The 11,339-nt window shown below is 59.1% G+C and carries 13 protein-coding genes; 10 read left to right on the forward strand and 3 right to left on the reverse strand.

Translation table 11 applies throughout. The annotated features are described in order from the left end of the window. Positions 1-50: 50 nt before the first annotated feature. Positions 51-494: a MarR family winged helix-turn-helix transcriptional regulator gene (locus BN1189_RS10240; RefSeq protein ID WP_040227862.1), complete on the forward strand. Its 444-nt coding sequence runs from the start codon at positions 51-53 to the stop codon at positions 492-494. Between the two features lie 44 nt (positions 495-538). On the opposite strand, the gene BN1189_RS10245 is transcribed toward BN1189_RS10240, so the two are convergent. Together BN1189_RS10245 and BN1189_RS10250 are read right to left on the reverse strand one after the other, a co-directional pair. Then, positions 539-1,258 carry a hypothetical protein gene (locus tag BN1189_RS10245; RefSeq protein WP_040227863.1) on the reverse strand — a complete coding sequence of 240 codons (720 nt, stop codon included), beginning with the start codon at positions 1,256-1,258 and terminating at the stop codon, positions 539-541. A 146-nt stretch (positions 1,259-1,404) separates the two neighbouring features. After that, positions 1,405-1,590: a YkvS family protein gene (locus BN1189_RS10250; protein WP_040227864.1), complete on the reverse strand. Its 186-nt coding sequence runs from the start codon at positions 1,588-1,590 to the stop codon at positions 1,405-1,407. Between the two features lie 116 nt (positions 1,591-1,706). Here BN1189_RS10250 and BN1189_RS10255 point away from each other — a divergent pair, with 116 nt between their 5' ends. Together BN1189_RS10255 and BN1189_RS10260 are read left to right on the forward strand one after the other, a co-directional pair. Continuing rightward, positions 1,707-1,955: an aspartyl-phosphate phosphatase Spo0E family protein gene (locus tag BN1189_RS10255; protein WP_179860946.1), complete on the forward strand. Its 249-nt coding sequence runs from the start codon at positions 1,707-1,709 to the stop codon at positions 1,953-1,955. Positions 1,956-2,220: 265 nt separating this feature from the next. Beyond that, entirely contained in the window at positions 2,221-3,087 is an 867-nt protein-coding gene (locus BN1189_RS10260; protein WP_040227870.1) for an NAD(P)-dependent oxidoreductase, read from the forward strand. Positions 3,088-3,096: 9 nt separating this feature from the next. On the opposite strand, the gene BN1189_RS10265 is transcribed toward BN1189_RS10260, so the two are convergent. After that, entirely contained in the window at positions 3,097-3,582 is a 486-nt protein-coding gene (locus tag BN1189_RS10265) for a YkyB family protein (RefSeq protein WP_069201969.1), read from the reverse strand. Between the two features lie 137 nt (positions 3,583-3,719). On the opposite strand from BN1189_RS10265, the gene BN1189_RS10270 reads away from it, so the two are divergent. From BN1189_RS10270 to BN1189_RS16145, 7 genes are all read left to right on the forward strand, one after another. Continuing rightward, a complete protein-coding gene (locus BN1189_RS10270; protein ID WP_040227872.1) occupies positions 3,720-3,944 on the forward strand; it encodes a hypothetical protein in 225 nt (74 codons plus the stop codon). Between the two features lie 122 nt (positions 3,945-4,066). Further along, complete coding sequence (gene cbpB, locus BN1189_RS10275; protein ID WP_040227873.1) at positions 4,067-4,510, forward strand: cyclic-di-AMP-binding protein CbpB; 444 nt, start codon at positions 4,067-4,069, stop codon at positions 4,508-4,510. Between the two features lie 96 nt (positions 4,511-4,606). Further along, positions 4,607-5,485, forward strand: coding sequence for a LysR family transcriptional regulator (locus BN1189_RS10280; RefSeq protein WP_040227874.1), 879 nt, complete (start codon positions 4,607-4,609; stop codon positions 5,483-5,485). Positions 5,486-5,558: 73 nt separating this feature from the next. Beyond that, on the forward strand, positions 5,559-7,922 hold the full coding sequence (locus BN1189_RS10285) for a hypothetical protein (protein ID WP_040227875.1): 2,364 nt from the start codon (positions 5,559-5,561) through the stop codon (positions 7,920-7,922). After that, positions 7,919-8,851: an ABC transporter ATP-binding protein gene (locus BN1189_RS10290; RefSeq protein WP_040227876.1), complete on the forward strand. Its 933-nt coding sequence runs from the start codon at positions 7,919-7,921 to the stop codon at positions 8,849-8,851. The genes BN1189_RS10285 and BN1189_RS10290 overlap by 4 nt, the downstream gene beginning before the upstream one ends. Next, complete coding sequence (locus BN1189_RS10295) at positions 8,848-9,693, forward strand: ABC transporter permease (RefSeq protein ID WP_040227877.1); 846 nt, start codon at positions 8,848-8,850, stop codon at positions 9,691-9,693. Before BN1189_RS10290 ends, BN1189_RS10295 begins: the two co-directional genes overlap by 4 nt. Positions 9,694-9,705: 12 nt before the next feature. After that, positions 9,706-11,190, forward strand: a complete 1,485-nt coding sequence (locus tag BN1189_RS16145) for a hypothetical protein (RefSeq protein ID WP_052455808.1) — start codon at positions 9,706-9,708, stop codon at positions 11,188-11,190. The last annotated feature ends 149 nt before the right edge of the window (positions 11,191-11,339 follow it).

An 11,339-nucleotide genomic window follows, 5' to 3' on the forward strand; every position in this document is an offset into this window, starting at 1 on the left:
CTATAATGGATGAATGATTCCTGGAGAAAAAGAAAACAGGGGATGAAGAGATGGACAAAACAGGCAGCGGCCTCTCGCTGAAGCTATTCATCGTCCTGTCAAGGGCGCATAAAGTGATTTCCGAAAAGACAAACCGCCTGCTGGCCGATCATGGGCTCAATCCGACCGAGTTTGCCGTACTGGAACTTCTTTATCACAAAGGAGCGCAGCCCATTCAGAAGATCGGGGGCAAGATCCTCCTTGCGAGCGGTTCCATGACCTATGTGATCGACAAGCTGGAGCGGCGAGGATATCTCGTCCGGAATGTGTTCGATGCCGACAGGCGGGTCACCTTCGTCGACATTACGGATGAAGGGAAAGCGCTGATCGCGGAAATTTTCCCTCTCCACGAGCAAAACCTGCATGAACTGATGTCGGCGCTGGACGATGAGGAAAAGGAAACCGCCATCGGACTCATGAAAAAACTCGGACTGTCAATCAAAGATCTATCATAAGGACAGAAAAAAAGACCGGAGCTCCGGTCTTTTTTCTTGTCTGTTTATTTCGGCCCGACGGTCGCCCCCATCTTCAGGAAGGCATCGGTCAAGGCGCCGTCCGGCTGGTCGAAGACCGTCAGCCGGACGATCTTTCCGGATGTGACGAAGACCGCGCCCGTCATGAGCACTTCATCGGACTTGGCTTCCTTCACGACGAGCTCCTCGACGGTGGAGTCATCTGCCAGGTTATACTTCCCGAGGGCATCCTGCGGTTCATCCTCAGTAGTGGCCAGAAGGTTTTCCATCCCGACGACGGTTTCCGTGTAATCCGTCTCGTCTTCATTAAACACTTCAATGCGCATGAAGTTCTTGGAGTCTTCCGAATGATAGAGGGAATCCCTGCCCGGCTCCTCGGAAGTCAGCTCATACCCGTCCAGGACGTAGATGGAATAATCCTGCTCGTCACTTTCGGTGAGCACGGCTTTTCCGGTCTCTTCGCCGCCATCCTTCTTGAAGGTCAGTTCACGGTCCGGCCCCCGTTCTTCATCGGCATCCGCTTCCTGCTGGTCTTCCGTTCCGGCATCTTCCTCGGCATCTTCGCTTTCGGAGGAATCGGTGTCGGTGTCCGTGCCGGTGTCTTCTGTTGTTTCCGTCTGGTCGGTCTGGCCGGTATCCGGCGCATCTGCACCTTCGCCGGCGTTTGAGTCGCCTGACGTATTGCAGGCGGCCAGCATCATGGCGGCCATGACGGAAACGGAAAGAATTTTCCACTTTGCTGTCATATTCAATCTCCTCCTTCAATATAGTGGACGGCCGGATGCCGGAATGGTTTCCCGGTTTTCCGTTTCTGCCGCATATATAAAGGGTTTTCCCGCCCCGGCAGCGAATCAGTCATCGACCGGAACGGACCCTTTGTTTCGGATAGAGATCAGTCGTTGCCGTAGAGGATTTTGTACCGTTTATGGTTGACGACGGTCTTTTCCTCCATCTCGAGCTCGTCGAAGTTTTCCATGAACGTCAGGTCTACGATGACCGAGTTTTCATTGACCTTCTCGACGATTCCCTGAAGGCCATCCCTGAATTCGATAATATTGCCCACTTCCGCAACTTTCATTGCATACAGCCCCTTCCGGTGGATTATCTAACAGTTTGCCTTATATTCTCTTGAGAGTAAAGAATTTTCCCCGGCTTTCCGTCATGGCGACGGGGAAGGGGAAAGGGGGATTTCCGGTGAATGTTTCTTTGCTTGGCCTGATTGAAGAGACCCGCCGCAAGATGATCGAAACGGCCTGTTTGCGGGGGCTGAATGATGAGGAAACGATCGGTCTCAGCAAGCGGCTCGACCGCCTGATGAACCTGCACCGCAGGAATCCTGTCCTGCGCCGGGCGTGTGCGCCGGATCCGAAAAGTTCTTCCATGGAGCGTGCGAATGCCGATTCACCGGCGCGGCCTTCTGCCAAAACTGAAGGCCGTCGATAGAAAAAGTGCGGGACAATAGAAAAAATATCGGATTCGATCGATTTTAGAGGATTAAACAGGTTTAACCCGTCCAAAATGTGGCTATAGTACTTCTGAACACAGCAACATTCTCATTTCCCCCTTTATTTGGCGGTGCTGCTCAGCGGTGCCGTCCTTTTTTTTTGTTCTCTTGGACTTTGGGCGATTCCAAGCCAAAGCAGCCTGGACAGGGCCGCCCCTCAAGTTGTCTGGTACAATGAAAAAAACGAAATGGGGGGGAACGGAAATGAATCAGAAGAGGATTGAGTTCATCGGTACAGGGGTCATGGGGGCGAGCATCGTCCGTCATTTTCTCGGGGCCGGCCACCAGGTGACGGTTTTCACCCGAACGAAAGAGAAGGCGGAGCCGTTGCTGAGTGAAGGGGCAAGCTGGGCGGAAAGCCCCGGGGAAGCTGCGGGGGAAGCGGAGATCATCATGACAATGGTCGGCTATCCGGCGGATGTGGAGCAGGTCTATTTCGGGGAGTCGGGAATCTTTTCGGCGGTCCGGCCGGGGACGATCGTGACGGACATGACGACATCTTCTCCGCAGCTCGCGATCCGGATCGCCGAAGAAGCGGAAAAGCTCGGCTGCCGGTCCGTCGATGCACCGGTTTCCGGGGGAGACGTCGGCGCGCGGAACGGAACGCTGTCGATCATGTGCGGAGGGCCGGAAGAGGCATTCCGTGAGCTTGAGCCGCTGTTCGGCCTGATCGGCTCAAACGTAATCCACCATGGCCCTGCCGGTTCGGGTCAGCATGTTAAAATGTCGAATCAGATTGCGATTGCGACCAACATGATCGGGGTCTGCGAGTCGCTTGCCTATGCGGTGAGGGCCGGCCTGGATCCGGAGCGGGTGCTCGAATCGATTTCCACCGGGGCGGCGGGTTCCTGGTCGCTCAGCAACCTGGCGCCGCGCATGCTGAAAGGGGACTTTGCGCCCGGTTTCTTCGTGAAGCATTTCATCAAGGACCTCCGGATCGCGCTCGATGAGGCGAAGGCGATGGATCTTGATCTTCCGGGTGTCCGGCTGGCGGAAGAGATGTATTCGGAGCTCGCGGGGCGCGGTTCTGCGGATGACGGGACACAGGCGCTTTATAAGCTCTACAGCTGAACTGCCGGCTCAGAGCGGATCAAACCACGATTTGTGGCCTGACTGCGTTCGATTCCGGCCTGCCGGTTTGCCGGGGGCCGGATGCTTTTTCCCGGATCCGGGCCCCGGACCGGACCGCTGATCTTGGCCGGTTTCCTTGAATCCGGTGTATTCGGCGAGCAATTGTTTGGCTGCCCGCAGTCCGATCTGGCCTTTCGGATTCCGGATTTCCAGGTCCTGCTGACCGAGATGCGGAAGGGTCCGGAAGTCGTCCTTGGACGGGGGCAGATGAAATAGATAGTCGCCGCAAGTGATCAGGACGGCGGACTGCTGCCGGCTGAACCGCGGATTCTGGATAAAGTGGAGGCCGGTCTTTTCGGCAAAACCGTCCGAGATCATTTTTTCGAGTGCCGCTTTTTTCAGGCTATAGAGATAGCGGTTGTCGGGAGCTGTTTTGGCGTGCCGGTTGACGGCATGGACGGCGGCAGCCAGACGGCCGGGCTCAAATTTTTCCATTCCGGTGACCCTCCTTCACACTGTATTGACGCCATTTTATCATGCCGGGAACTGCCATGGGTGAAATCGCCTGCGATATCCGAATCAGTCACCCGGCGCCGGGCATACTATGTAAAACTGGGCCGGGAGGGTTCATGATGGAAATTTGGCTTTGGCCGCTGGCCGGCGTGATTTTGCTGATCGTTGCAATCGGAATCGGCATGAGCAGGAAAATGGAAGGCATGATTCCCGAAGACGGGCAGGACGAGATTCCCGCAGAGGTGCGGGAGCATCCGTTCAAATTCAATCCGATCCTGCTCGTCATCGGGATCGCCGCACTCTTCATGGCGATCGTCATCTTTTATTATGCGCTGATCTGGTAACGGCCGCCGGTTTTCCGGCGGTTTTTTCTGTCAATGGATCCTCGCGGGGAGCAGGCGGATTATGGTATGATGGAAATACAGGGATTCCTGGAAATGAGGTTTGGCAAAGGGGACGGATTTTTATGATTTCCGTAAACAGCACTGAGTTTCTTCACGACTCCATCAGAGACCATCTCATCTCTTCCGAGAAGGTGGCGCACGTCCAGATCGGAAACAACGCCGAGCACGCGCTGCTTGTTTTGACGAAAACGGGGTACTCGTCCATTCCGGTGCTTGATCCGCAGTACCGGCTGAAAGGTCTGCTTAGCATGGGGATGATCACTGAAGCGATTCTCGGGCTCGAACGCATCGAGTACGAACGGCTTTCCGGGATGAAGGTGGATGAGCTGATGCAGACCGATGTTCCGATCGTCGCGATCGATACAGAGTTCAGGAGAGTGTTCGACCTTCTCATCAATCACCCTTTCCTCTGCGTGGAAGACGAGGAAGGGATGTTCGCCGGCATCATGACACGCCGCGTTCTCATGAAAAAACTGAAAAAAGCAGTTTACACGATGCCGAGTTGAGCGTCGTTTTGAAAGGTCTCGTTGCGGGGCCTTTTTTTGTTCATACGGCAACGTCCGGCCGGTTTTGCAGGACGGCAGAAAGGAGAAGGGACACTTATGAACGTAAACGAATTCCAGATCATCAAGGCACTCGCCGAAGAGGGGAACATGCGGAAAGCCTCGGACCGGCTGTTCATCTCGCAGCCGGCCCTGTCGCAGAGGCTCCGCTCGATTGAGAAAGAGTGGGGTGCCCAGCTGTTCATCCGCTCGCCGAAGGGAATGGCGCCGACCCCGGCGGGCGAGCATGTCATCCAATTTGCGAGGGAAACGCTCATGCGATATGAAGAAGTGAGCGAGACCCTCCAGACGATGGCGAATAAAGTACACGGCACGCTGAAGGTCGCCTGTGCTTCGATTGTCGGGCAGACGTGGCTGCCGAAAGTGCTGAAGGAGTTCGTCACCGACCATCCGGACGCGAAAGTGTCGCTCATGACCGGCTGGAGCTCGGAGATCGTCCGTGCGCTCCATGACGGGGAAGCGCACATCGGCATCGTCCGGGGTCACTCCGACTGGAAAGGCTCGAAAATCCATCTGTTCCGCGACCACCTGTTCCTCGTCGACAAAGTGATCCGGTCGGTGGAGGAGATTCCGGGGACCGACCGTCCGTTCATCCAGTTCAAGAGCGACTCGGACTATTATGAGGAGATCCGCGAATGGTGGCAACGTCATTTTTCCACGAATCCCAACCGGCAGATCACGGTCGATCAGATCGAGACGTGCCGCCAGCTCGCCCTGAACGGCATCGGGTATGCGGTGTTGCCGTCGATCACGCTCACTGACGTGGAAGGCGTGAATAAAATTCCACTCACCGACAGCGACGACCGGTTCGAATTGTCGAGGGACACGTGGCTCATCGGGTATGAGCCGGCCTTTTCGCTTCCGCAGGTTGATGCGTTCCGGAGAATCGCCCTGCAGCATGCCAAAAAAGTGATCTGAACGGGAGGCGGTCGGGGAACCAAACCTTTCCGTCCGCGTACTAATGGTTAGATGCATGAAGGGAAGGGATGAGATGGGGAAGTGGAAAATCGGGCTCGCAGCCCTCGGATTGCTGGCCATGCTGGCCGGTACCGGAACCGCCGAGGCCGCGCCTCAGCTGGAGGTGAAGGCGACTGGCGGAATCGACGGAAAAGTGAAGGAAGGAGCCGGTTTTCCGCTGGCCATCGAAGTACATAACAGCGGCGATCCGTTCTCGGGGGACCTGATCCTCGACTTCCGGTCAGGTTACATGTCAGGCACCGCCGAAGCGGTTCCGGTGGAAGTCGGCGAAGGAGAGACCGTGACGGTGCGCACTACCGCCGACGGGGCGGACTCCTACTCGTACCGGCAAAACAGCTTCAAATTCTTTGAGGGCGGCTGGGAAAACGGGAAGGAAGTGCCGTATAAAGGCGACCGCTACCCGCAGCTCAATTTCTATTTCGAGGACGCCGGGTTCATCATCGCCCTTTCGGAGAGCGGTGACCGCCTTGCCTCGCTTAAAGACGCACAGCTCGGTTCCACGTCAGAGACGGTGCTGCTCAGTCCGCTCCAGGACCCCGAATTCCGTCCGCCGACCGATAAAAACGGCTGGGGGTCTGCAGATGTCATCATTGCGGACGAAGCGGTCCTGCCGGCATTTTCCGCAGCCGAACAGACCGCGCTCGGGGAATGGGTGGAGGCGGGGGGCACGCTCCTGATCGGCATGACGGACGATCCTGACGCCGAGGCCGGCCCGTTTGCCGGCCGGCTTCCGCTCAAAGGCAAAGGCCGGGAAGATATACCGGGATCCGCTTTTTCGGTGTATGCGAAAGGGGCCGAACTGCCCGATTCTGTTCCGGGCTTTTCAACAGAGCTTACCGAAGGGGCGTCAAGCCTGGCAAGTGCCGGCGGCCTGACCCTGGCGGCGTGGAAGCCGTACGGGGCAGGGGAAATCATCCAGACCGCCTTTTCGCTCGGCGACCGGCCGTTTGCGGGGACGCCGGCCCATACGCTTTTTGTCCAGAATATTTTGTCGGCCCTTTCTGCCGGGCAGCAAACCGGCCAGGGGATGTACGCCGATCTGGACGAGGGCTTTGTTGACCTCGGACGCCGGGCGAGCGAACGGTTCGAGACGTTTCGTATCCCGGTGCCGGCCATCTTGGTTGTTGTCCTCGTTTACATCGCGGTGATCGGGCCGCTCCTGTATGTCGTGCTGAAGCGGAAGGACAAGCGGGAGCAGGCATGGTGGATCATTCCCGCCATTTCGCTCGTCGTGTCGGCGGCACTGTTCGGCTACGGGGCGAAGGACCGATTGTTCCATCCCCAGCTCCGGCAGGCCGCGATGCTGATCGATGACGGGTCCGGAAGCTTGTCCGGAAAGTACGTTGGGTCCGTCCTGACGAACCGCGGAGGGGACGTGGAGTTCCATGCGCCGTCCGGCATGACCCTGACGGCCGCCGGAACATCGAATCCGTTCACGGGGTCATCGCCTGACAGCTTCCGCCATGCGGTTGCCGAAAAGCGCGCGGACGGCACCCGTCTCGTCCTGAGGGAGCTGCCGTTCTGGTCGGTCGGGACTGTCCACGGCGACTTCCGGATGGAGGAAGCCGGCACGATCAAGGCTGAATTGAAAACGCAGGACGGAAAAGTGAGCGGGACGATCACGAACGGCTTTGGCTTCAGATTGAAAGATGTGGCCATCTGGAGCGGAACCGGTTTTACGCAGATCGGCGACATGGAGGCCGGCAGCAAGATCCAGGTTGAAGAAAAGCTTGCCGGCGGTCTGCTCCTGCCTGCAGTCCAGCCGAACACTTTGGCAATGGGCGGACCGGTGCTGGCGAACGGCTACGGCGGGACGGACGATCCGCGTGCTTCCGCCATGATGGATGCGGCCGGCCTGTTCATGGACGGCAAACGCCCGGCGATCGTGGCGAGGACGGATTCATCGGTCGTCCCGCTTGAGATGAAAGGGAAGCCGAAGTACTCGTCCGTCGCGGTCATCGTCCGTCCGTTCGAGCCGGAAATGCGGCTTTCCGGGCCGTTCACCGTTCCGTCGGAGCTTCTGGAGACGAACCTGCAGCCGGAAGATCCGAACTTGTATCATGAGGAATTACCGGCCGGCGAAGTGTATTTGGAGCCGGGACGGTATTCCTTCGAAGCGACGGTCCCGGCAACATTCAACGAAATCGCTGAGGGCTGGGAACAGATCCGGATCGGTGCCGGTGAAGGGATTGACGATATCGAGATCCTGAACACCGAAACCGGGGAATACGAGCCGATCTCACTCCCGGCGGAGCTGAAGGAGACGGAACTGTATTTGTCGGAAGCCGGTACGGTCAGCCTCCGCTTCGTGAAGACGCCGGACGGAGAAGCGGCCGGACTGCCGGAAATCACGATTGAGGGGGTGGCCGGACGATGATCGATATCCGGAAACTATCAAAGTCATACGGGTCGTTCCAGGCGCTCCGGGAACTGGACCTTGAAATAGCGGGAGGCACGGTGTTCGGAGTCGTCGGGGCGAACGGCGCGGGGAAGTCGACCGCGTTCTCCATCTTGGCGACGCTCCTTCCGCCGACGTCGGGCGATGCGTTCATCGGGGGATCGAGCGTGCGGACCGCCGCCGCCGACGTACGGAAGAAAATCGGCTATATGCCGGACTTTTTCGGCGTCTATGATCAGTTGAAGACGGATGAGTACCTCGATTTTTATGCAGCCAGCTACGGAATCGATGTGCGGCAGCGGCAGGTCCTGATCGGGCAGCTGCTCGAACTCGTCAATCTCGAACAAAAGCATGACGCCTATGTCGACTCCCTTTCAAGGGGGATGAAACAGCGCCTCTGCCTTGCGCGGAGCCTCATCCACGATCCGGAAGTGCTCATACTCGATGAGCCGGCCTCCGGACTGGATCCTCGGGCACGGGTGGAAATGCGGGAAATCATGAAGCGGCTGAAAGGGATGGACAAGACGGTGCTGATCTCCTCGCATATCCTGCCGGAACTGGCGGAGATGTGCGATGAGATCGGCGTGCTCGACAGGGGCCGTCTCGTCGCCCGCAACTCGGTCAGGGAAATCCATACGAGGCTGAAAGGCGACCGTGTCATCACGGTGAAGCTGAACGGGAGCCCGGATTTGGCCGTCCGGTTTTTCGAGGAGCGGCCGTTCATATCGGCGATCCGGCCGGATTCCGCCGGTGAGATCACCTTTTCCTTCAGCGGCGGCGAAGCGGACCAGGCGGAACTCCTGTCGGCCGCGGTCTCCCGGGGCCTCGGCATCCGGTCGTTCTCCGAGGAGGAGACGGACCTGGAAGACGTTTTCATGGCCATCACGAAAGAGGGGGCAGAACAGTGAATCTCAAATTCTCAAATCCCGTCCTCCTGAAGGAGATCAAGCTGAGGTTCAGGTCGCCGAGAAGTTTCATCGGCATCCTGTTTTATCTGGCCGCGATGAGCCTGTTCGTGTTCGGGTTCCTCTATATCATGACGTCGTTCGATCCGGCGGGGACGGGCGCCCTCAATCCGGAACAGAGCTTCATGATGTTCACGATGCTCACTTATATCCAGCTTGCGCTCGTCCTGTTCATCACGCCGGGGCTGACGGCGGGTGCGATCAGCTCGGAAAGGGAAAAGCAGACACTGAACATGCTGCTCACGACGACCCAGTCGTCATTCCAGATCATCACGGGAAAACTGCTGTCATCGATTGCGTTCCTGCTCCTCATGATCGTCTCGGGACTGCCGATCTACAGCCTCGTCTTCTTGTACGGGGGCATTTCGCCCGGGCAGATCGGGCTGATCCTGTTTTATTTCCTGCTGACGACAGTGGCGATCGGAAGCACCGGCATCCTGTTTTCGACGCTGATCCGAAAGACGGTCATTTCCATGATCGCCACTTACGGGACGATGCTTGCCCTGACGGCCGTGACCGGCTTCCTCGCCGTGTTCTCCGCTTCGCTGAACCAGATCGGCCAGGCGGCGGGAACTTCTCCGATGGCCCATTTCTGGGCATCGATCAACCCGGCGGTCCTCGTCGCCTCGCTGCTCGCGCCGGGTTCGGGGAACATCCTTTCCGACATGACGGGAATCGGGCTTCCGGTATGGGTCACTTATCTGCTGTTCTACATCGTGCTGACCGCCGGGTCGGTTTGGCTCGCCGTCATGAAGCTCCGTCCCAATATGAACGCTGGAAAGTGAGGGGGACCGCCGATGGACAGCAGACAAATCCTTGAACGGACAATCCGGAGAGCACTCTTCCGGCTGGCGCTCCAGTGGACGTCCCGGCAGCTGGTGAAGGGACTTGCCGCCGGCATCTGGACGGCCGTCCTGTTCCTGATCGTCACCCGGTTTTTCATCATGCCGGGCTACTCGTTCTATGCGCTCGCCGCGGGAATCATCGCCGTCCTGGCAGTTCCCGCCGTCTCATTCGGCAACAGGCCGAAAAGGAGAGATGCGCTGCGGGTGCTCGACCGGCATGCGCCGGACAATCTGATACTGGCCGCCGGCACGCTCCCTCCGGATGCCGGACCGCTTGCCGACGATCTGGCGGAGGAGGCGGCGCAGCATTCCGGTGATGCATTTGCCTCGTTCAGAAAGACGAAGGGCCGGTGGGCGGACCGGCGAAGTGCCGCGGTATCGGCGGCGGGGCTTGCTGTTCTCCTTCTGACGATGTTGTATCCGTCTCCGGCACAGCTGGAAGCGAAAGAGGAAGAGGCGGAGCGGGAGATTGTGACCTCGATCCGGAAGGAAGTGGAGAAGCTCCGGGAGAAAGCCGCCGATGAAGTGGTGGCGGAGCGGCTCGCCGATCTGGAAGAGGCCGTCGGGAAAGCCGCCGTGCCGGAAGAGGCGATCGGCGAAACCGTGAAACTGCAGCGCGAACTGAACCTGCAGGAGCGGCTCGAAAACGGAGCCGGCAGCCCGGAGAACGGTGATGCAGGCACGCTGACCGGGAAAGAAGCCGCGGAAGCCCTGGCGGCGATCGCCGGGAATGCGGACGAGAAACTCGCGAAGCTCGGCCGGTCTGCCGGCGGCAGCCTCGCTTCAGGTGAACCGGCCGGGGAGAACGGGACTGGCGGCAGTGAAAAAACCGGCGGAGACCCGCCGCCGGGGAGCGACGGCGGGCCTGCCGGGTCGGATGCTGCTCCGGGAAGCGACGGGAACAGTAGCGGAAACGCCGGCGGCCCGGGCAACGGGACGGATCAAGCCGGCGGCCAGGGCGGTTCTGGCCAGAACGGTGTTGGCCAGGACGGGGCAGGCCGGGACGGAAGCGCCGGAAACGGTACGGGCCAGGGAGGTTCGGGCCAGGGAGGCTCAGGCCAGGGAGACTCGGGCCAGAATGGCTCCGGCCAGGGAGGCTCCGGCCAGGGAGGCTCGGGCCAGAATGGCTCCGGCAAAGGCGGCGACGGAACAACCGGCAGCGGGGCGGGAATGGGGCAGGGCAGCCGTGACCTCGTCAGCACGCCTCCGCCCGGATTCGATCCGCGCGCACCCGTCCAGGACACGGGGAAACAAGAAGACGGCGGCCGGACGGAAAAAGGGACCGTCCCTGCCGGAAAAGGGACCGTCCGCCCGTACGGCGAGGCAACCGGCGACTATCGGGATGCCTACATGGAAGATGCCGGCCGTCTCGGACTGCCCGAAGACCTGCAGCGGATCTTGTCCGACTATTTCTCCTCGATCGAAAACAGAGACTAAGGAGGCGGAATGCCTTGGATAAAGCAGAATTCAGCGAAATGGGACGGAAGATCGGTGAAGTGCGCGCCGAAGTCGGGAAGTTCATCGTCGGTCAGGAAGAGGCGGTCGATTTTATTTTGTATGCGATCATCGGCGGCGGCCACGCCCTG

This window comes from Bhargavaea cecembensis, assembly GCF_000826125.2.
Taxonomy (GTDB): domain Bacteria; phylum Bacillota; class Bacilli; order Bacillales_A; family Planococcaceae; genus Bhargavaea; species Bhargavaea cecembensis_B.